This window comes from Candidatus Binataceae bacterium (genome assembly GCA_035294265.1).
GTDB lineage: Bacteria > Desulfobacterota > Binatia > Binatales > Binataceae > DATGLK01.
On sequence record DATGLK010000025.1, the window covers coordinates 80785 to 101804 of the forward strand.

Sequence of the window (21020 nt, forward strand, 5' to 3'; positions counted from 1 at the left end):
CGTAGCGTCGATTATTCTTCCTCGAAGTCGAAGTTGCGGAATTTCAGAGTGCGGCAATTCTCGCTCACGGTTCGCGTCAGGTCCTCGGTTGCACCGGTAGGAATCTCGGCCTGAATTTCGAGCGTTACTTCCACTCGGGCCCCGGGCTGCTTCAGCAAGTGCTGAACGATTTCGTTTGCAATATCGGCGGCGTCGCGTCCCAGCCGTACCGGATTGAGCGTGACCGACCCGTGGAACCGGCGTGCCTTGGGAGGCTCGGGCGGGATGGTCTTGCCGGTGCTGGTTTCGGCCTCTCCGTTGCGGGCCCCCTTGAACCCCTCCTCCTTCGACTCACTACCGCCATTGCCCGTGGTCCGCTTATTCTGCTCATCCTGGTCGGCGGCAAACTGAGCTTGCGCCACTGCCGGCTTTACCAGTAGGCCGCCACCGTCAAGGCTCACCTGGATTCGGCGGCCGATCTGAAGGCCTCGATAGCGCTGGCTTTGTTCATCCCAGCCATCCGCATACGCAAAAGAATCCTGCGTCCATGAGGTCAGGGTAAGTCCGTCCGCGATCGCCTGTGCGAGCACCTCGCTGTCCCGCAAACGAGGCAGATACAAATAACGCGAAAAGTCATCGGCCAGTTGTTTAACGGCGACATGATTACCGCGCCACAGCGGCACACGGTCCAGTTCCAGCCGGAGCACCGCCCCGGCCCAACTGGTGATAAGTAATTCGTCGCTTTTGAGCTTTTTTGACGCTCGCACCGCCAGCGCGTCGTTGCCCGAGGTCTTTACTTCCTTCCATTCTAGCCGCGCCTGGCCACCGTCGCCGCTCGCCGGCGCTTTTACTGACGATGTTGCGGTCATTATGAATCCCCCGTTGGTAGACTTTGAGGCAGACTGCATCGGGACAGACTGCCGGTGGCAATGATGCCGTCGTAGTAGGCGGCGAGGCGGCGGACCGTGGGTTCGTGGCGGAGCAGAACGCCGACTTCGATGTTGCGCAGCCAGGCGGCTTCCGTGAAGTTGGCCGACGTGATCAGCGCCGCGGAGGAAGCCGCGATTACGCACTTGGCGTGCAGGCTGGAACGCTGGGCGACATCGCGGGAAAGGGAGCGCGGGTCATAGTAAATCTCCGGGGCATTCGGCCATGGCCAATGGCGCGCACCAAATTCCTCGGCAAACCGACGGACTATTTCGGAATCCAGCGAGCTGTCGGTGAAAGCGCGGGCGATATCATCCAGGCTTCGACCGCATCCTTGCCAAATTGCAGGAAGATTCCCTCGCCTCGGTTCTCGATAGCTGGCAGCCACTGAACGTCCAGTGCCAGCGGCGCCCGTTCCACTCCCAGATCCAGCGCGTTACAGATTTCAAGCCTGTTTTTGCTAATGGCAATGGGAACGGCCGTTGCATTGGTAACCAGAAGGCCGATTGCATTTTTGGGCATTCTGGCTCTGACATGTTTTTTGCTATTCTACCTTTGGTTGCGCCACTGGTAATTTCTCCGACAATCAAATATATCAGGCCAGGACCGGACCCTCCCGGCTGATTGAGGAGGTCAGCGAGGGTAAAGAGGTGATCATCGCCAAAGCCGGAAACCCGGTGGCACGGTTGGCGCCGATCCGCAAAGAGCGCAAGCGCCGGCGGCTTGCGCCGCTGGCCGGGCGATTCTCCGTCCCGGCGGATTTCGACGCACCGCTGCCGCAGGAGACGCTCGCCGGGTTTGAGGGTCCCGGCAATGTCTCTGCTCGTTGACACCCACGCCCTGCTCTGGGCCGTGGCGGAACAGAGAGCTGCGGGGTTGCCAACCATGAAGACTTTCGGGTGCGGCGGGCTCGGGGCGCATACGCGATGGCCATGGCTATAATACACAAATCCTGGGCTCTATTGGTTATCTTAGTCCCGTCGCGCTGCCGGGTCGAAGATCTTGTCCGGGGCCAATACATAGTAGGCAATTCATCAGTTGCGGATGTGAAGATGCGCGATCGGTCGGTCGCACCGGAACATGCTCTCCTTCGGCGCATCGGGAGCACGATCGAAATCGTGGATTTGGGTTCGACAACCGGAACTTTTGTGAACGACAAAAGGATTTCCGGCCCGACGCCCGTGGGGATTGGGTCCGTTCTTCAACTCGGCTCGGTAAAGATTCGGGTGCTTGCAGGCGGCCGAGTAATGCCAACGCGAATGCAAGAATTGATCATCTGGCTCGTCATGGGCATCCTGTTCCTGATCCTTTTTGAGATCTTCTCGCAACCCCGCGGCGGGCCGCGAGAGACGCTACCTACAATCGTTAAGTCTAACCTGCCCCTGTCGGGAGAGGTGGTCCTAGTCGGGCAAGGTGGCAGGCTGAGAGATGCCGCCGCGCCCAATAATGGTGTCATTTCGCTCAGCGGGTGGCGCAGGCTCTGCCGCTGGTGAAGAATGCCCCCGTTTAACGAGCGGGGAAATTTTCCAATCGTCTCTTGAGAGCCAGAGAAGGGCGTGCCCCAAGCGCGGCCAAAGGAGGATCGCCGCGGGCATCGGGGATTATGCGTGACCACGCCCGCGGCGGAGAACCAAACTGTTTCATTCCCTAAAAGAAGTATTGCCGGAGGGCGCCGTCATAGCGGCCGCTGCCGAGGCAACATCGCTTGAAAGCGCTGGCCGGAGCCGCAAGGACACAAGTCGTTGCGGCCGAGCTTCTCGATCAGCGGTTTGTCGCCGTGTACGAGCCGCTCGCCCCGCTTGACCCTGGTCTCGGAAGGGTAACCTTTGCGGCGTTTGCTTGTGACCTCAAAACCGCTCGGGACCGTTATGTCTGTTTTTCCGCATGACCGCACCTCCGCGTAGGACTCGGGACTTTGTATCAACCCCGCGGATGAGCGGTCAACGGTCCGCTGGATCGATGGGAAGAGCAGGATCGCCGGCGTACGCAAGATCTGGAAATCAAAAAGGAAGATCTTGCGTATCTCGCGCGAGCTTCGCATTCTCGCCGAGTAGTTGGTTGGGCGGTTGGTACGGTGGGGCAGGGTAAGGTCGGGGCAGCACGACGGGGAGACTTGTCCCAAGGTCTGGGCCGCGTTTTGAATCTTTGGAAGCTGGGAAGACCAGGTTCGTCATCGCCGCGGGCCTCGCCCGACCGCATCGCCAACACCGGTGCAGGCCGTTACCCGCTTCTCGGCGCCAGGCGCGAGTATCAGCGCGAGTCCGGGGCAGCAGGTAAGCGCCTCGTTCAGCGCCGTTAACGACACCGGCGCTTCGGAGAGCGTCAGCTCGGTAACCCTGGCCATAAGCAATCCGGGTGTTTTTTCGTCCCTGGCGCTGAGCGCCAACGGCCAAGCTGCGTCGGAGGTTGCCTCACCGCCGCAGAGCGCCGACACCTTCGTTTTCACGCCACCGATTGTCCTGGCGGTGGGCGCCTCGGTGAGCTTCTCGGCCAGCGCGACCGTGGCGGCTCATCCGACGACGGCGATGATGAGCATAGGCTACGCCATGGCCGGTATGGTGCCGACGGGCGGGAGCACGCTCGGCTCGACGGCCGACTGGGTACCGTTCTTCGTCGCGCTGCTGATACTCGGACTGATGCTGATGGCATCGCGGGTCGAACGGCGGCGGCTTATTGGTATAGCAGCGCTGGTAATGGCCTTGGCGCTGAGCCAAGTCGGCTGCCAAGGCAGTTCGGGCAGCAGCCCGGCCTCGACCACGGTTAGCTCGACCATCAGCGTCACTGCGGCGAATGCAAGCGGAGCCGGCGGCGCCACTGCCGGTCTGCCGCTAACGGTCGCGACCGTCACCACTGCTCCTTAGTAAAGCGACCGGGGCGCCCGCAAAAGGGAGGAGAATAGTTACGCGGCCTGACAAGAGCGGGACCTCGCGGCCTGACTGATGAAGCTCGCGACTATCACGCTTAAGGCACGGCGGGTTTACAGGTGACGCGATGTTTGAGATATGCGTCGGGCTCGCTTCCTCGCCGAAATTGGGGAAGCGAGCCTGTAAGGCAGATAGCCCGCGAAGGGGCTTCATTTTCGACCCGGGTCAGGCGGCGCTCGCAGCCGGAATCACGAACCCGCTCCGGGAGCGCTGCCAGCCGTTCCGAGCCGGTTTTCTTAAACGGGCATAATCCGGCAAGTTTCGCGGCTCCGGCTTGATTTCCGGCTGTAACGGAGCCGTGAAATCATCACCAAGGTCGCCCAGTTCGGGAACAGCTCGTCGGCTTTACGTTCTTCGGCGGATTTATCGACGCTCTCGCGGGCGTCGATTCCGGTCAGGATGCTCGGGCCTGATGGTTTGGGCCGAGACCCCGACCCGCTCGCGCTCGCCAATGTAGTCCGCAATGTCCTTGGAGCGAATCGACGCCAGCGAGCGCTGCGCCATCGGATGGCGTCGGAACCATGCAATCCGATACCGCTCCTGGGATACCCCCGCTTCTTGGCGCTCACCTCCCGCTCATACCGATCCAATGCTTCGGCCAGCGAGGTCTTCTCCGCCTCGGCGCCGGAAACAAAGCGACCTCGCGCCATGTCGCCTTCAATCGAGGCTGCCCATGCTTCGGCGTCAGCCTTGGTGTCGCAGGTCGCGTATTGTGGCCGGTGGTTACGCCTGCGCACGGCCGCTTCCCAGTGGCCGGAGCGGTTGCGGCGGAAAGTGGCCATGACTCAATTGTGGGAAAAATGCAAGGATCGCCCAACTTTCGCTTTGCCGCAAATGCGCTATCCCAGCACAGGCTGAATTACGCTTAGTCTGGAAGAACTTTTCGGGGGTTGGCGGAGGGGGGAGGGAGTCGAACCCTCCGGCGACTATATTAGCCGCCAGGCCGGTTTTGAAGACCGGTGAGGCCACCGGGCCCCTTCCTCCTCCAACGCACTGCCGCACGCGCCGGGGCGTTTTCCAGCCCTAGCCGACTCGAAATTTTCGCGATTCTCATCGATCTGCACCGGTCGCGCGGCGCCGAGCAAACAACCTTAGGTTCGTATGACTGCCGGCCCCGCATGTCAAGCCTTCCCTCAATCAAACCCTCCGTCGCAAGCGTGCAATCTTCAGACGCATTTACAACAGTCCATCGCAGATCACTTTTTGCAGCTTGGGGCTCAAAGAGTTAGATTTGTGTGATTGCGATTGCAATAGTTCTATAATTTGTTATGCTTTGTCGAATTTTGATGTTTGAGGATTTAATTTTATAGATTGTGTTTTGTTAGGCGAACTTGTGCTGTTTAAAGATAACGTAGGAAGACAAGATACAAATCGTCTATTTGGACGAAATTAGCGGTGAATGGCGATATATGAAGCGAGATCTCCGACAGCGTCACCTATCTATTTTGGAGCTCGGTGGCTCGCTGCTCCTGGCTTTGATTGCCGGTTGCAGCAGCAGTGGCGGAGGATCGAGCCCAACCCCGACCGCGACACTCACCGCGACGCCCACCGCGACCATCTCGCCTACGGCAAGCGCCACTGCAACGGCATCCCCGACTCCAACCCCGGCGCCCTCGCCAACCCCCAGCCCGACCCCGACCATCGCTCCGCTGGCGCTGTTCGTGGCTGATAACTGCGCCGCCAACGTCAAGCTGTTCGCGCTCACCGACAGCGGTAATGTTCCGCCCGAGGCGGTGATCGGCAGCGGCGCGCAAGTTGCCGGCCCAGCTGGAATCGGGGTCAGCAGCAACAACATCTATGTCGCCAATTCCTGCAACAACAGCGTCACGCTTTACCCGCTGGGCAGTCAGGGCGCCGGCGCGCCGCTGACCCGAATCATCGGTGCCAATACGGACCTCAGCCAACCCTCGGGACTAGCCACCAGCCTGGGTGCCGGAGTTTTTTGGGTAGCCAATAGGACAGCCAATAGTCTGAACGAATACCCACTGGGACTGGGCCTGACCGGCGATAATGATATTGCGCCTATCGCTCGGGTCAGGGGCAGCAACACGGGGCTGAGCAGTCCCGATGGCATCGCAACCGACGTCTTCGGCAATATTTACGTGGCTAACGCCACCGCCAATAGCGTGACGGTGTACAGCTCTTCGGCGATCGGTAACGACGTTCCCATGGCTACCATTTCGGGCCCGCTCACCACGCTGAGTAATCCCGGTGGTATCGCGGTGGACCAAAACGGTGTCATCTATGTGGCCAACGGAGCCGGTTCGGGCACGCCAAGCATCCTTGAGTTCGCCCCCAGCAACAACGCTACGCCCAACGGTAACATTGCACCAACCACGGTTATCAGCGGCAGCAACACGCTTTTGGCCACCAGCAACGCGCTGGCGGTCGATGCCTCCGGCAATCTCTACGTGGCACCCACCGTCTCGCCGCAAGTGTCGGCCAATCCGCCGCAAATCCTGATCTTTGCGCCTGGCGCCAGCGGCAATGTCGCCCCCAGCAAGATCATCGGCGGAAGCAACACGGCTATCTTCGAACCTGAAGCGGTCGCCCTTGATAGTACCGGCAACATCTATGTTGGCGATCAGATGGCGGCCTCGATCGCAAGCTACCCGGCTGGCTCTCAAGGCAACATCGCACCCAGCGCGCTGATCGGCTCGGTTAACAGCAAACTGGTAGCGGTATCGGGGATTTCCACCGACGCGAGCGGCGATATTTTCGTCAGCGGGTTGAATGGCACCGTGAGCGAATTTGCCGCCGGCAGCGAAGGCGACATAGCTCCGATCGCCACGGTCGCCGGTGCCAACACAACTCTGAGCCAGGTCCCGGCGTTGGCCCTGGACCAGGCCGATACTATCTACGCCGCCAATTTTTCAGCGACCTCCACCGGCAGTGTACTGACCTTTCCCGCCAACAGCAGTGGCGACGTAGCTCCGAGCACTCAAATCATCGGCGGCAGTACTACCTTGGATGTGCCCTCGGGTTTGGTCGTCGATAACGCCGGCAACATCTATGTCAGCAATTTGCTGGGCAATTCGCTGGCGATCTTTGCCTCGGGCAGCACCGGCGACGTGCCGCCAACGACCACTATCAGTGGGGCCAGTACAGGGCTGAACGGGCCTCAGGGACTAGCTTTGGGCAAAGACGGTACGCTGTACGTTGCCAACACCAACGGCGCCAATCTATTGGGCTTTGCCTCGGGCTCCTCGGGCAACGTCGCGCCCAGCTTGTTTATCGGTGGCGGCAGCAGCCTGCTGGTCAATCCGGTGGGGGTGGCGCTGGACAGCAGCGGCAATTTCTACGTTGCCGACAGCGCAGTGGCCAACCTAGGCTCCGCCATCCTGGTTTTTGACGCCGGGCTCAGCGGCGATAGTCCCCCCACCGCGGTCATCGGTGGACCACTGACCAATCTGGCCAAGGTCTCCGCCATCGCGGTGGGCCTGACCCATTAATCCAGCGCCATACCTAGACCGGAGCTGAAGCGCAGTTCGATTCGAGGCCGAGCATGAATAGCCACGGTAAACATCGCGAGTTCGCGTTAAGTGATCTTCGATCGATAACCTCACGCATCGGTGCCAGCCGCGCCAGTTGGATGGCCCTGGCGGGAATATGGCTGATGCTCTCCGGATGCGGCGGGAGCAGCGCTTCTTCGCCCTCGCCCACTCCCAGCGCTAGCCCAACCCCCACCGTCGCCCCCACCGCCTCGCCAACACCGACTCCGGTTCCGCAGGCCGCCACCAACGCCAGCGTTTTCGCGGTCGATTGCACCACCCAGCGTGCCTACATACCGATGCCATTTTTAACTGCCACAGGCGGGGAAGTCGCGGAACTGGATTTGAGCGTGGATCCGGCTCAAAAAGATCCGCGCATCGGTACGATCAACTTGGGAATTGACGGCTATCTGCCGCGTACCGCTGCCGCCGACCCGATCGATGGCGAAGTACTAATAACCTCCGACAACGGGCTTAATACCGGTAATTTGCAATTGCTCAACGAAAGTAGCGGGGCTCTAACCAGCTATTCCTTTCCCACCGGAAGCCGGCCGCGCGCCACCGATGGCGTGGTGTACGACACCAAGACCGGAACCGCGATGGTCTCGATGAGTGACTCGATAGCGGATTGCACCGCCGCCAGCGGTGGCTGTACCGGAACGGCGCTGTTCAATCTGGCCAAAGCCCAGTTCGGACCGCTGTTGGTAACCGGCGATATATTGGACGGTTTCGCCTACGACGGACCTGGTGCTCTGGCCTTGGGATCCACCCAAGCGCTCTCGCCCAATCTCATCGGCATCAATCCGGCGACTCCCATCGCGTGTAGCTTTGCCGACGACAATATCGTCGGGCTTAACGCCAATCCCGACGCGATCGCGGTCGATCCGACCACCAACATCTGGGTGGTCGGCAATCTGGATTCCCCCAGCGCATCGGTGGTCAATCTCACCGGCTCATCCTTCACCACACCGCCCAACTGTCTGCTCAATGAGGGCGGTACGCCGCCAAACTCGGTCAATTTCAATACTCAGAGTGGCAGCAACATGGCGGGCACCAGCATCAATGCACTGACCCATCAGGCGCTGATCAGCGGCAGCCTGAGCAACGCCGTCGCGCTGCTCACTCTGCCCTCCAAGCCGGCCAGCCAGCTAACCGCCGCGATGGTCAGTGGGATTAACTCCTCGCTCCCTCAGGATCCCTTGGGCAACAACTTCATCGCCGCCACTTATCCCTACGCCACGGTCATCGATAGCTGCCACAACTTCGGCTATATCCTGGAAGAACAGGGTAATTTTCTGGTCCAAATCGATCTGGCTGCCTTTCAAAACAGCCCCACCGCGCTCAGCACGGCGCTGCCCACGGGCCAATGCGCAGGGACGACCAGCACCACTTTCAGTTGCGACAATGGGGCGGGGGTGAAGTTCTTTCCGCTGCCCTCCGTCCAATAGCAAATGCGCGATCGGGATCACTACAAGGAACGAACCATGACGATGCTTACACTCACTGGCCGCTCCAACCGGCTATACACTCGAGCAACCGAGCTTTTGCCCGTGCGCGCAATCGCCCTCTTGATTTTGTCATGCGCGTTGGCAGCTTGCAGCGGGGGCTCCTCGGGCAGCGCCCCTACGCTGGCTTCCAGTAGCAATTCTCCCGGACTGTCATCTTCCGGCGACACCGGTACCACCCAGGGTAGCTCGCCTTCTTCCTCGTCTAGCGGCACCGATTCCTCAGCCTCGGTCGATCCCGACTGCCAGTCCTTGACTTTGCCCAAGGTCGAGAATTGTCGCGTCGGTGGCACCGGTGCCAACAAAAATGACGTTATTCTGCCTTCGACCAACTGCCCCAAGGGTGCCGAGGTCGGCGACTCTACGGTGGTGGGGCAGATTACGCTCAACTCGGGCGCAGCTTTGGTGGTGCGTGACCAGGACGTACAAATTCCGGCCAATCTGACTACCACGGGTATCAATATTAATAGCGGCGGCAGCCTGCTGGTGGGTACCGCCAAGTGCCCGATAGGTACTACGAACAGCCGCGACAACCTGACCATCACCTTTACCGGCGCTCGGCCCAGCGACTGCCCGGCCAGCGACACGGCGGCCACCGACAAGGAAAGCTGCCACAGCAAGGGGATCGTGGTTAATTCCGGTGGCGCGGTTCAGATGTACGGGATCAAGGGAGTGCCCAGCCGCGGCGGGATCAGTTGGACCTATCTGGCGCAACCGGCCGGACCGGTCAAGTATTCTTCGGCGGCCAAAGTGGCCGTGCCGATCAACGCAGCAGGAACTCCAGCTACCGGTCCCAACACACTTTATCTGGCTAACGACGTGCAAGGCGGTGCCTTGAGCAACGGCGGATGGCAGGTGGGCGACTGGATTGTCGTGGCCACGACCAGCTTCAGCCCCTTCGAGAGCGAATTTGTCAAGATCACAGGTTTGACCGCGCATGCTCCCACCGCGTCCGAGCCATGGTCTACCGTGGTTACGGTTTCACCAGGCTTGCAGTATTACCATTTCGGCGGTCCCAATCCGTATGCCAACGATTGCGGTTCAACCCCCGATGTCAACTGCAAGACGCCCGGGCCCAAAAGCTACGCTGGCGACGCCACTATTAACTATGGCGTGGACGAGCGCGCCGAGGTCGGCCTGATAAGTCGCAATATCGTGCTCACTTCCGACGCCGACTCGGTCCCTGCTAGCAATGCCCATTGGGGCGGCGAGGTCAGGGTGCTGGCCAATTTCACTTCGGTTCGCTTTCAGGGAGTGGAATTGCAGAAGTTCGGCAAGGAGCATCTGGGCAGTTACCCGCTCCATCTGCATATGGACGGCAATTTGGCGGGCAAGGACCTGTTGCTGGACGCCGATAGCGTCGATCACAGCTACAACAAGTGCGTCACCGTGCACATGACCAGCAACGCCGCGGTCAGCAACATCGTCTGCGCACGCATCGTCGGGCACATTTTTTACGAGGAGTGGAGCACCGAAGAGAACATCAGCTTTACCAACAATCTTGGCATCGGCGCGATGAGCAACAATTTCGCGGTCAACAACGGCGCTAGTGCCAACAACGACGACAACAGTCAGCAACTGATCGACAGTTATTGGTGGAACGGCGACAACATGGTCGTTCCTCGGGGAACTATTGCCTACAACGGTTTCAAGATTGCCAATACCGACAACATCCAGAATCCCAGTCACGGCGTCTGCCAGGTCTACGATTCATTAACCACCGGCAAGGGAACGCTGTATAACGGCTCTCTGAACAACCCCCCGCCCGGTAGCGTCGCGCCAAATCCGCCCATCTGGTTTCTCGATCCGTGGCAGAACAATCCCAAGTTCACCTGTCCGATGCCCAATGCGATTTACTACGAGCCGGCCAGCGGCTTTTGGATCACCAACCTATCCGCTAAGTTAACCGGCAATTCGATCGCCGGTTGCCAGGGTACCGGCAAAGCCTACTGGCTGGCGCCCGCCGCGAGTAGCCAGTTCCTACCCATTGGGGCCCGCTATACCGGTCAACTTCATGGCGAGCTGATCAATAACCGCGGCCACGGCTGCGAGTCGGGAATTTACAGCGAGGGCGAACGAACTATTTCGCTGCAACCTTTCGGCTATCAGGGCGGACTTCACGACGCGACCCATCAGACGGTGATGAATATCGTCGACGGTATTACGCTGACCCGGATGCGTAATCGCGGCATCTGGCTACGCCCCTCGTTCTACTTGGTGCGCGATGCCCGTGTCGCGACCGATCGAATCGCGTTGTCGCTGGTGACTTCGGGAGGACCCGATGGCAACTATCCCGGCGAATACTCCTATCTGGCCGACTCGGTCGTGGTCGGGATCAGCCAAAACAACGTCGACCGATTCGGCAACCCCAGTTGCTACAATTCTGTCATTGCCCCGGCCCTTGCCCAGGTCGGTGGCGGCGCCTGGGGATGCTTGGACCAGACCGCTGCGCAGGTGGGCCAACTCCCCAGCGGTGCCGACTATATCAATCTAGGTTATCCCCTGCCGCTGGCCGGATACGACATGCTCGGCTACATGATCTACGATGGTCCGGCGCTTATCTTCCACGATCGCTTCGTCAATTTTCGCGTTGCTCCAACCTCGACTACCGGCGGCCTGGCAAATTTGCTGGATACCTGGGATTCTGATTTTCTGGCGAAGGCCAGCAACATTCCCGGCGGGACCTATGAAGGCGACGCCGCCTTGGGCTGGTTTACCTCGGCCAATCCCAGCGCCTACCCGGTGTTGACCGCCTCCCGAAATCTCAGCTTTACCGGGGTCGACCTGCGCCACCAGGTATTCACGCAGGCGGTTAATACCGGCTCCTTCGGCGACGGCGACAAGAACACTGCCATTTACGATATCGACGGCACCCTGACCGGGCTGACCTTGGCCAATGCCAGCAACGCTCAGGCCACCCATTACTTTCCCATTTCGCTTAACAACCTGGCCTTTAATGCCACGGGCTACGCGGCGGCGGGAATTTGCAGCAATTCCAGTATCGGTTCCGTGGACGAATGCCATGCCACCGGCGGCCTGAACAGCAGCCTGGAAGGGATCGCCACCGCCAACATGTCGCCGGCGGAGATCGGCTCTCTGGAGTTCCAGGAGCAGGCCTACCTGTCGCAGCCGGTCACCTTCACTCGCGACGATGTCGATTTCCTGACTTCCGAGCCGCAGCCCTATCACAGCTCGATGACGTTGACCGGGCGTAACGGACAGGGCATCTGGGAACCCAAGGTCGCCAGCGGCTTCGGCTATACCATCACCGCCGCGACCGGGATTCCTGCGATCTCCCAAATTGGCCTGGTTGATGTCGCCAAACCCGACATCAGCAGCATTAATCCATTCTACGTTCGAGTCGGTATCTGCTACACCGGTACCAACAATTATCATCCAACGGCGGCCAGTTCTTTCGCCATCACCCGTGGTTATCAGTCCTGGGGTGGCGGCGGCGTGGTCGAAAACAACTTGCCGTTGCGCCAGTACTATAATCAGCTCGATGGCAACCTGTTTGGTGACAATACCACTCCAGGTAATGGCTATTGCTGGAATCTGACCAACCAGAACAGGCTGGATGAAACGCTGTGTCCGTCGGTGGGCGTCAGCCTGGCTCCAGGCAGCTCGTGTTCAACCAACAACGGGGGATGCCCCAGTGGCACCACCTGCCAGACCGACAAAACCGGCTCTTTGGTCTGCATCAATCCGACTACCACCCTGACCAGCGCCAGCAGCATCGGTGCCCTGCTTTCTCCCGCTCCCAATCAGACCTGTTCGACCAACAACGGGGGATGCCCGGCGGGAACGGCCTGTCAGCTTAACAGCGCAGGGGCGGCGATGTGCCTCAATCCCAGCGTTTACTACTACGACCCAACCGCCGGCATGCTGTATTTTTATGTCGCGCAGACCGAGCCCAACGCAATAGGCGAGTCGCCGCTAGGCAACTGCTTCCCGAACAATCCAGATGAACCAGCCTTCTGTCCCGACAAGGCGGGAGGGTTCGATTCCTACTATGTCTGCCCTGCGGAAGGTTGCGTGCAATACAAGGTCACGCTGACCGACCCCAATTACGTTCCCGCGGCTTCGACCTGCACGCCCTATCCGACCTATGCCCAGACGGCGGCGCCGATGGATTATCATCTGGCGCTTTCGGGCAACCCCAGCAGCGCGCTGTGCCGTACCAGCTCGCTGGGCAACGGCAATCCGCTTTATCCTCACTACACCGCCTCGCAGCAGCCTGCCTGCAACATCAACCAGCCCTGACCTGGTTTGCTTGAGACCGCGCATTGGGGGCGGGCTCCGAACTAACTATTCGGAGCCCGCTTCTAGATCAGCCGCTGGATGGGTTATCTCGAAGTGATTGCGCACAGATAAGCAAGCGCCAAGCCCGACACCGGCGCAACCGCCCAGCCCTTGAGGATGGCCTTCAGCACCGGCCAGGAAACCGTGTTGCGTCCGCGTGCCAAGCCGGCGCCCAGCAAAGCGCCCACCAGCGCTTGATTCATCGAGGTGAAGTCACCCAGACCCACCACCGCCGACAACACCACCAGGCCTTGCACCAACTGGGCCGCGCTGGCCATGGCTAAATCCACCCGAACAATCTCGAACGCGACTCGCTCCAACAGCGGCCGACCCCAGGTCAGAACGCCCGCGGCCAATCCCAGCCCGCCGATTGCACCGGCGGCATACAAACCGCTGACGTGAGCAGGGATAAACAGGGCGGTGGCATTGGAGACGTCGTTGGCGCCCATCGTCAGCGAAGCCAAGCCGCCGGCGGCGACTAACAGCTTACCGGCGAGCGCCGCCTTGCCATGAAAGCCGGGAAGGTGGTCAAGCAGCAGGGTAAAGGCCCAGCCCAAAGCTATCGCGACAAGCGGCGCGAGGATCCAGACTACGACTAGGCGAGCGATCGTCAGCCACTGCACCCGCAAGTGCAGGGCCAAACCCGCGCCGGCCACCGCGAAAACCAAGATTTGAATGGTCGAGGTGGGGATTTTAAGACGGTTGTAAAGCGTAGTTAGAAAAAAAGCAGCGGCGATTATCGCTGCCGCCGCGCCCGGGTGCAGCGAATCGACCTCGATCACGTGGCGGCCCACAGTCAGCAGGACGCGGTGGCTCAAGAAGCTCGCTCCCGTCATGACCAGAATCGCCATCACCAGCAGGGCTGGCCGCAAACCGATCGAACCGGTGGCGTAAGGCATCCCCATGCAGGCGCCGGTATAGTGAGCGCCCATGCTCCAGGCAAACGCGAGCGCAAGCAGGATGAGGAGCGCGCCGCTCAGGCCCATATCACGCTCCCCCGATTCGTTTGCCGGCAGAGAAAGCTGGGTGGCGCCAGGGCAGCCACAGGCCGATCCAGACCAGTCCCATCAGATAAGCCACCCACAGATCGCTGGGCCAATGCGCACCCAACACCAGGCGGGCTGCCGCGCAGGCCATCAGTATCAGCAATACCGCCAGTGCAATTACTGCTCTCGCCAGGCCACGCAGGTCGAGCGCGCCGAGCAGGCCGAGATAGCCGAAGGTAGCGACATAGACCAAGGCCGAGATTGACGGGAAGGCATGGCCGCCCAGTCTTATCGGAACATGGATCAGCACGGGCGATGGGCGCGGCTGAGCCACGACCGGCGACAACCACAACCCAAACAGCCAAAGCCCGAAGAAAATCGGCAAAGCGAGCAGTGCGGCGCGCCATCCGCTGAATATCCAGGCACCGACGAACGCAAGTCCCAGCAGGCCGAAGCAGGCTGGAGGATCGGCAGCTGCCGTCATTTGCCTGGCCCACCCAAGAGAATACGGCAGTGCGCGTTGAACCATCCGGGCCAAGGCGACGTCGCCGGGAAAATAAGGGGCGCGGGCGGCGCCCCAAATCAGCACCGCGCAAAGCGCGCCACCGATGGCGAGCGCGAAGGCGAGCGGCTTTGAATAGCGTGTCGCGGTGTCCATGGCAGCGGCCTCCCTGGGTTGACGGCGAGGCGACGGGCGCAGCCCGACGACGCTCTGCCCAGGGCATCTCTATCGCGCGATTCAGCGTTTCACAATCGCACGTATCGCCTGTCGCTGGCTTACAGAGGGAGTCGGTTGGCCCGGCCTGCCTCACAGCGGCACGCGCGGCCCTGTTCGAATGACATCAGCGCAAGGGCAGCGAGGGGGGCGGATCGCGCGGGTCGATTTGGCGCCAGTCGAGACCTTTGGCGTTGCGCAGCGTCACCGCCCGGATGGCGCCGTAATCGACTTCCTGCTCCTGCCCGGGTGCAGGTTTTCCCCGTCGATGGGCGTGCAGCGCCTGCAACATCATGCGTCGATAAAGAATGACGATCCTGTCGGAGGAGCCCAAATGCTCGCGAGTGCGATCGGGGATGGCGCCGGCCGATTCCGCCACCGCCCAATCCTCGTGTTGCAGGCAGCCCATCCCTGTAAAGTGCCCAGCTTTCATCTTTTCGCGATTCTGACCCCACATCTGGTCGAATTCGCCGAGATCGGAGTGCAGATTGTTCCCATCGCCGGAGGTGCCGCGCTGGGTCGCCGCCAGTTCGTCCGGATTTATTGGTTTCCAAGGATCGTAGCGAAAGGTCCAGTGCACGCTCCATTCGTCGTCGATCGGGACCGGGCATTGCATCAGATGCAGCAGGCCGGCGTCGGCCGGAACGAACGCGTAAAAGGGCGCCACTAGTTCGCGAATTCGGGTATATACCGTGCCATCAGAAAGCTCACGCAAGGCAGCTTCGCGAAAGCCATAGGCGGTCTTCATGAAATCGTAGGTCGGACCGGTGTTAACGCTGACCAGCGAGCTGGCGAAGCTGTTGGGATTGCGCAGCCAGTGCGAGTGCAGGATGCCGAGGTGGGATGAATCCAGGGTGACCTCCAGCACCTGCAGCCAATTTGCATGCAGGATCGCGCGCACGGCCAGGCATTGGTTGGCGGGCAAACGATTGAATTCGAAATCGCAGAAGCTTGGTGGCTGGCGCCGGCCCAGATAGACCCAGATAGCGCCGCCGGCCTCGCGCACCGGATAATGGCGCACCCGCACCTTGGCGGCGAATTCCGCTCGTCGCTCGGGCGGCTCGGAGGGGACTTCCACCACGTTGCCCGAGGCGTCGATCTTCCAGCCGTGAAAGATGCAGGTCAGTGCGTTGTCTTCGTTGCGTGCCAGCGCCAACGAGGTGCATCGATGAGGGCAGCCTTCGTCGAAAAAGCCCACCCGCCCGTCACCGGCGCGGAAGGCGACGAAGGTTTCCCCCAGCATCCGCACTCGCATCGGTGCCCCGTTTGCATGCAGGGCGGCGCTGCGAAGGGCGGGCATCCAATATTCCCGCAGCAGCTCACCCATCGCGGTACCGGGTCCGACCCGGCATAGCAACTCGTTTTCTTGTCGTGTAAGCATGCTACGTTCTTGCGGTGGTTGTGAGCCTCAGATTTGCGCCATTTCGCGGCAACCTTCGCTTCGCTACGGTATAAATGGAACTTCTACGCTGACGTCGCCGATAACCTTGGCCTGACAGGCCAAGCGCCAGGGGGGTTCCAGATCGACTGCCGCCAGGATTTCCAATTCCAAGGGTTCGGGCGGCGAGAGCCGATCGGCGCCGACGCTGACCAGGCATCGGCAGGTCGTACAGATTGCGTTGCCGCCACAGCACCAAACAATTTCGATGCCGGCAGCTTGCGCCGCCTTGAGCACAGTGACACCCGGGGTGACCTCGATCACGATGTCGGAGGGATGGAAAGCGACGCGCGCCATGGGCGATCAGTCCTGCCGGGTGCTGTTTTTGACCGCGGCCTGGCCCCAGGTCTCGCGCTGGTCGGCCAGCATCGCCTGCCGCTGCTCGCGATCCCCTTTGAACTGGCTGAAATAGCTGTAGGCGTGGCGGTTGACCGTGCCGCAATCGGGGCAGGTGCGCAACTTCAAATCGCCGTTGAACTGCGCGATCGCCTGCTCTTCCGCTTTCCAGAAGCCGGCAATTCCAACTTCGCCGGTTTTGACTCCGTGTTCATGGATTCTGCGGTTGCAGGTCCGACAGAACTGCACGAAGCGGTCCCAACGTCCCGCTTTAGGCATCCCCTCCAGCAATACGACCACCGACTCGCCGTTGTTGAGCGGTATCGGAATAGTCAGTTCATCTTCCTCGTTGATATGCCAGTAGCCGTACAGGCCGCGCACGGTGTGTGGCACCAGCGCTGGCATGACATTCATTGCTTCTCCCGGGTAGGCCAGGTTGGAGGAGACCACGCCGGTTGCGCTCATTACCTGGACCTGTGGCCTGACGCCCTTGAGATAGCGCAGTCCTATGATGTGATCGTTATGCAGCGGCAAAAAACCCTGGTATTTGAGTCGGGTCAGGTCGCTCAGAAAATCGATGCGTTCCATCAGGGCGTGCGCTTTAGCCATGATCAGATTCTCCCGTGCCTTCCGCAAAACCTAGATAAATTCCTTCTTGCTGTTATCAATGATTGGTTCGGGCGGATTGAAGGAGTCTAAAGTTTGCCAATCGATTTCCGCCTTGTATCGGATCGCAAGCGCGCGGATCTTTGCATAGTTGGCACTGGGCAGATCCTGCGCGAAGCCGACCTTGCCGGTTTTGCGAAACTCGCGCGCGGCTTCCAGCAACCATCGCCGCACCTTGATTACGATGGAATCGCTGCTTCCCAGGTATTCGCGGCTGCGATCGACGATTGGTCCCATCGCTTCCTGACAAACGAAATCCTCGTAATCGAAGCAACGCAGCCCGCTCCAATGGCCTTCGCGCATCTTGTCACGATCCTGATTCCAGCAGTTTTCGATACTGCCCATATCCGAGCAGAAATTGTCGGGGTCGTCCGAAGTGTTGCCCATGCTGCCGACCATCTCGGGCAGGGGTTTGTCGGGGTCGTACCAGAAGTACCACTGCGCTGTCCATTCGTCATCCAGCGCAATGGCGCAGATCATAAGCTTGCGCCCCTCGGGGCTGAGCGGGATGAACGAGAACAGTGGCAGTACCACCTCGCGGATGCGGGCGTAAATCGTGCCGTCGCGCAGATTGCGCAGCGCGCCCTCGCGAAACCCATAGGGGCGTAAGCTCAGTTCGAACACCGGACTGGTGACGGTGGCCAAGCGGGCGTCGGCGGAGTTGGTGCGGAGCGAGGCGCGATGCAAAAAGCCGACGTGGGCCGAATCCAGGACCGCCTCGAAACCTTGCATCCAATTGCAATGCAGCACGGCGCGATTGGGTGCGCAGTGGGCGGCGTCCAAGCTGTTGAATTCGAAATTGTAAAAGCGCGGCGGCTGTTCTCGTTTGCCCAAGTAGACCCAGACCGCGCCACCGGCTTCACGCACCGGATAATGGCGCACCCGCACCTTGGCGGCGAATTCGGCGCGCCGTTCGGGCGGCTCGGATGGCACTTCGACTACTTTGCCCGAGACGTCGATTTTCCAACCGTGAAAAATGCAAGTAAGCGCGTTGTCTTCATTGCGGGCCAAAGCCAGCGACGTGCAGCGATGGGGGCAGCCCTCATCGAAGAAGCCCACCCGTCCGTCAGTCGCGCGGAAGGCGACAAAATTCTCGCCCGCTAGGCGCACTCGCACCGGCGCACCGCCAGCCATCAGCATCGGCGTGCGAATAGCGGGTAGCCAATGTTCGCGCAGGAACTCGCCCATCAGGCTCCCCGGTCCCACCAGGCACAGTGCCTCGTTTTCCTCTCGGGTCAGCATCGCAGAGCCTCCTGGGGCGCTCGAATGCCAAAGCAACGCAAGCCCTCAGCGCCGGACCTGTCATCGGTCCGTATGCGCACAGTTATCGCCCGATGGGCTTGCGCGTCAAGCCGCGCAGTTGACCTCCGCTTTGCGGCGCAGGACTAATGGATAGTTTACTATTGAAGCTGGCCACGCGTCTCGGGCACGATCGCGGCCCCCACCAGAAAGACCGCAAGCGCGAAGCCCAGAAAAAGTAGGAGCAGATGGGGCAATCGAGTCAGGTTGCCCGCCAAGGCGGTGGCAAAGGTGGGAGTCATGCCGCCCAAGGCGAAGCCCACCGTCCAGCAAACCGCGGTCCCGGTGGCTCGAATCTCCGTGGGAAAGCGCTCGTTGAGAAAAATCAGGATCGGCGCGGTAGCAACGTTTGCCAGAGTTCCCAGGGCGATGGTCAAGAGCACGATTGTTCCCATTTGGTGAGTGTCGGCGTGAGCCAGGGCGCGATACAACATCGGCAAGACAATCACGTTGAGCAGACCGCAGCCCAGGAAAAAACGCTTACGCCCGGTGAGCTCGCTCAGATGGCCTGCGATAGCGCCGGCGCCGATCAGCAAGATGTTGGTCAAGGTCAGGATAGAGGCGATCGTAGCCTTGGGCACGTGATTGATTACCGCCAGGAAGGTGGGCAAGTAGCCTGAGGTCAGGTAATACTGCGCGGCGCCGCCGAAAGCGACGGCCAGATTGGCCAGCAGGGTGCGCCGGTAGCGCGCGGAAAACAGGACTTGCAGCGGGGCTTGGTCCAGTGGCTGCTTGTGGGTTTGCAAGCGCGCCCACAAGGGCGATTCTTCCAGCGTACGGAAAATAAAAATTCCCAGCAGCGAACTGAGCAGACCGCAAAAGAACATCACCCGCCATCCCCAAACCGCAAACTCAGGACCGGGGTAAAGCGACGAAGTTACATAGAAAACCGCCGAAATAACCAGTCCCGCCATGCCTGCGGTAGCCACCACCATGGTGCCGGAGAGCAGTCCGCGCCAGCGCGCGGTTACGGTTTCCAGTCCGATTGTGCCGGCCGAAGCCTGCACGCCGCCCACGAAGATGCCCTGGATGAGGCGCAACAGCACAAACAACGCAGACGCCAATAATCCGGCTTGGGCCACGGTGGGCAGCGCGCCCATCAGCGCGGTCACCAGGCCTACGCTGATCACGGCCACGGTCATTGCGCGTTTGCGGCCACGGCGGTCCGCATAGGTGCCGAAAAGCGCGGCGCCGGCGGGGCGCATCAGGAGCGAGACCGCGAAGGCGCCGTATACCGCAGCCAGCGAGAGTGTGGGCCGGCTAGAGGGAAAAAACAGCGGCCCAATGGTCGGCACCAGGTAAAGGATCATGAAGAAGTCGAACAGATCCAACGACCAGCCGAAGACCGAAGCGCAGATCGCTATCCAGATCTGGCGGCGTGACACCGGCTGCTGGGAGAGCGCGCCTGGCGCCGGGCTTTGCATGGGACAAATACCTCGGGCGATGAGATTAGGCTGGCAGCGCGGTGGCGTAGGGAAGCGAAGAAGCAGACGCCTGGGCTTCTACGGGAGGCCGCAATCGAGTGCAGCCTCCCCGCCTAAGTTACCAAGCCGCCAACCGTTGCCAGATGGCGGCAGGTTGCTTACATCCCGGCGTTGCCGCCAGTCGAGCCGCCCGCTAATTCGAAGAATTGCGGCACCGAAAAGGTATAGATGCCGTTATGCGAGGTATCGCCGACGATGACCTCGCCTTCCTTGGGGTCAATCGTGATTCCGCCCGGATCGTGGAGCATGGTCTCCTGGCCGCGAATGACCGCGCGTGGCGGCACGTCGCCCCGATCTGTCACCTTCCACACCCCGATGAAGCCCGGGGTGTGCTCCCACACCCAGGCCGGTGGTCTGGTCAGCCCCGGTCGGCAACCATAACCGGCATAGTCGTAGGCCGGCCGCCAATCGACGTTGCTGACGCTCACAAAGAGCAGGTCCTTATACAGCGCCGCGTGCCAGGTGCTGATGATTCCGGTGCGTGGGCCTTTTATCATGCCGAGCGGGGGGGTGTTGCCCTGCGCGGTGCGATTATAGAAGTAGATTCCGTCCGCGGTCACGATCATCAGGTTGCGCTTCGGATCGATCACCACGCCCACCGGTTTGAACAGCTTGGTTTTGGGTCCGCTCAGCACCCGAATCGGGCTGGCGTTGCCACCGGCATCGCTGCGATAGGTCAGAATTGAGTTGCTGGTAAAATCGGCGACCGAAATCTCATGGTCGCGGTCGTCAACCCCGATTCCCCATGGGTTATGCAGTCGGGTCTTGGAACCTACCAGTACCCGCGCCGGCTTGGCGTCGCCGTTCACGCCGCCCTTGAAGATTACCACCGAACTGGCCACCGGCTGTCCCACATAAAACTCGTCGCGCGCCGCACTGTAGGCGATTCCGTGGGACTCGCGCGTGAGTCTGGTGGCTTCGCCCTGCAAAATCATGGTCGGAGCCGCGTCACCATTTGCCAACCTGGC

The 21020-nt window shown here is 60.7% G+C and carries 16 protein-coding genes and 1 tRNA gene; 5 read left to right on the forward strand and 12 right to left on the reverse strand.

Going from position 1 to position 21020, the window contains the following annotated elements:
• Positions 1–11: 11 nt before the first annotated feature.
• The gene (locus tag VKV28_04490; GenBank protein ID HLH76048.1) at positions 12–848 is read right to left on the reverse strand and encodes a hypothetical protein; all 837 of its coding nucleotides are present in this window, start codon (positions 846–848) and stop codon (positions 12–14) included.
• A 325-nt stretch (positions 849–1173) separates the two neighbouring features.
• Positions 1174–1428 (reverse strand): hypothetical protein, encoded by a 255-nt coding sequence (locus VKV28_04495; protein ID HLH76049.1) that lies wholly within the window; start codon positions 1426–1428, stop codon positions 1174–1176.
• A 68-nt stretch (positions 1429–1496) separates the two neighbouring features.
• Between VKV28_04495 and VKV28_04500 the strand changes: the two genes are divergently transcribed.
• The gene (locus tag VKV28_04500) at positions 1497–1736 is read left to right on the forward strand and encodes a type II toxin-antitoxin system prevent-host-death family antitoxin (GenBank protein ID HLH76050.1); all 240 of its coding nucleotides are present in this window, start codon (positions 1497–1499) and stop codon (positions 1734–1736) included.
• A 1380-nt stretch (positions 1737–3116) separates the two neighbouring features.
• Entirely contained in the window at positions 3117–3767 is a 651-nt protein-coding gene (locus VKV28_04505; protein HLH76051.1) for a hypothetical protein, read from the forward strand.
• A 299-nt stretch (positions 3768–4066) separates the two neighbouring features.
• Here the strand turns inward: VKV28_04505 and VKV28_04510 are convergent, their stop codons facing one another.
• Both VKV28_04510 and VKV28_04515 read right to left on the reverse strand, forming a co-directional pair.
• On the reverse strand, positions 4067–4612 hold the full coding sequence (locus VKV28_04510; GenBank protein ID HLH76052.1) for a hypothetical protein: 546 nt from the start codon (positions 4610–4612) through the stop codon (positions 4067–4069).
• A 109-nt stretch (positions 4613–4721) separates the two neighbouring features.
• A tRNA-Sec gene (locus tag VKV28_04515) sits at positions 4722–4817 on the reverse strand.
• Positions 4818–5239: 422 nt separating this feature from the next.
• On the opposite strand from VKV28_04515, the gene VKV28_04520 reads away from it, so the two are divergent.
• The 3 genes from VKV28_04520 to VKV28_04530 are packed head-to-tail and all read left to right on the forward strand — an operon-like array spanning position 5240 to position 13089.
• Entirely contained in the window at positions 5240–7282 is a 2043-nt protein-coding gene (locus tag VKV28_04520) for an NHL repeat-containing protein (GenBank protein ID HLH76053.1), read from the forward strand.
• A 53-nt stretch (positions 7283–7335) separates the two neighbouring features.
• Positions 7336–8769, forward strand: a complete 1434-nt coding sequence (locus tag VKV28_04525) for a hypothetical protein (protein ID HLH76054.1) — start codon at positions 7336–7338, stop codon at positions 8767–8769.
• A gap of 36 nt (positions 8770–8805) precedes the next feature.
• Entirely contained in the window at positions 8806–13089 is a 4284-nt protein-coding gene (locus VKV28_04530; GenBank protein ID HLH76055.1) for a G8 domain-containing protein, read from the forward strand.
• An 83-nt stretch (positions 13090–13172) separates the two neighbouring features.
• Here VKV28_04530 and VKV28_04535 read toward each other — a convergent pair whose 3' ends face one another.
• The 8 genes from VKV28_04535 to VKV28_04570 all read right to left on the reverse strand — a co-directional run bounded on the left by VKV28_04535 (position 13173) and on the right by VKV28_04570 (position 21014).
• Complete coding sequence (locus tag VKV28_04535; GenBank protein HLH76056.1) at positions 13173–14114, reverse strand: inorganic phosphate transporter; 942 nt, start codon at positions 14112–14114, stop codon at positions 13173–13175.
• Position 14115: 1 nt separating this feature from the next.
• Entirely contained in the window at positions 14116–14772 is a 657-nt protein-coding gene (locus VKV28_04540) for a phosphatase PAP2 family protein (GenBank protein HLH76057.1), read from the reverse strand.
• 184 nt (positions 14773–14956) lie between these two features.
• A complete protein-coding gene (locus VKV28_04545; protein HLH76058.1) occupies positions 14957–16210 on the reverse strand; it encodes a Rieske 2Fe-2S domain-containing protein in 1254 nt (417 codons plus the stop codon).
• Positions 16211–16273: 63 nt separating this feature from the next.
• Entirely contained in the window at positions 16274–16564 is a 291-nt protein-coding gene (locus VKV28_04550; GenBank protein HLH76059.1) for a 2Fe-2S iron-sulfur cluster-binding protein, read from the reverse strand.
• A 6-nt stretch (positions 16565–16570) separates the two neighbouring features.
• A complete protein-coding gene (locus tag VKV28_04555) occupies positions 16571–17212 on the reverse strand; it encodes a hypothetical protein (GenBank protein ID HLH76060.1) in 642 nt (213 codons plus the stop codon).
• A 30-nt stretch (positions 17213–17242) separates the two neighbouring features.
• Positions 17243–18511, reverse strand: coding sequence for a Rieske 2Fe-2S domain-containing protein (locus tag VKV28_04560; protein ID HLH76061.1), 1269 nt, complete (start codon positions 18509–18511; stop codon positions 17243–17245).
• Positions 18512–18669: 158 nt separating this feature from the next.
• Entirely contained in the window at positions 18670–19992 is a 1323-nt protein-coding gene (locus VKV28_04565; protein ID HLH76062.1) for an MFS transporter, read from the reverse strand.
• Between the two features lie 158 nt (positions 19993–20150).
• Positions 20151–21014, reverse strand: coding sequence for a hypothetical protein (locus tag VKV28_04570; protein HLH76063.1), 864 nt, complete (start codon positions 21012–21014; stop codon positions 20151–20153).
• Positions 21015–21020: the final 6 nt, after the last annotated feature.

Coding starts and splice junctions, on each gene's coding strand:
- VKV28_04490 (HLH76048.1), bottom strand. CDS start 848: ATGACCGCAACATCGTCAGTAAAAGCGCCGGCGAGCGGCGACGGTGGC.
- VKV28_04495 (HLH76049.1), bottom strand. CDS start 1,428: ATGCCCAAAAATGCAATCGGCCTTCTGGTTACCAATGCAACGGCCGTT.
- VKV28_04510 (HLH76052.1), bottom strand. CDS start 4,612: ATGGCCACTTTCCGCCGCAACCGCTCCGGCCACTGGGAAGCGGCCGTG.
- VKV28_04520 (HLH76053.1), top strand. CDS start 5,240: ATGAAGCGAGATCTCCGACAGCGTCACCTATCTATTTTGGAGCTCGGT.
- VKV28_04525 (HLH76054.1), top strand. CDS start 7,336: ATGAATAGCCACGGTAAACATCGCGAGTTCGCGTTAAGTGATCTTCGA.
- VKV28_04530 (HLH76055.1), top strand. CDS start 8,806: ATGACGATGCTTACACTCACTGGCCGCTCCAACCGGCTATACACTCGA.
- VKV28_04535 (HLH76056.1), bottom strand. CDS start 14,114: ATGGGCCTGAGCGGCGCGCTCCTCATCCTGCTTGCGCTCGCGTTTGCC.
- VKV28_04540 (HLH76057.1), bottom strand. CDS start 14,772: ATGGACACCGCGACACGCTATTCAAAGCCGCTCGCCTTCGCGCTCGCC.
- VKV28_04545 (HLH76058.1), bottom strand. CDS start 16,210: ATGCTTACACGACAAGAAAACGAGTTGCTATGCCGGGTCGGACCCGGT.
- VKV28_04550 (HLH76059.1), bottom strand. CDS start 16,564: ATGGCGCGCGTCGCTTTCCATCCCTCCGACATCGTGATCGAGGTCACC.
- VKV28_04555 (HLH76060.1), bottom strand. CDS start 17,212: ATGGCTAAAGCGCACGCCCTGATGGAACGCATCGATTTTCTGAGCGAC.
- VKV28_04560 (HLH76061.1), bottom strand. CDS start 18,511: ATGCTGACCCGAGAGGAAAACGAGGCACTGTGCCTGGTGGGACCGGGG.
- VKV28_04565 (HLH76062.1), bottom strand. CDS start 19,992: ATGCAAAGCCCGGCGCCAGGCGCGCTCTCCCAGCAGCCGGTGTCACGC.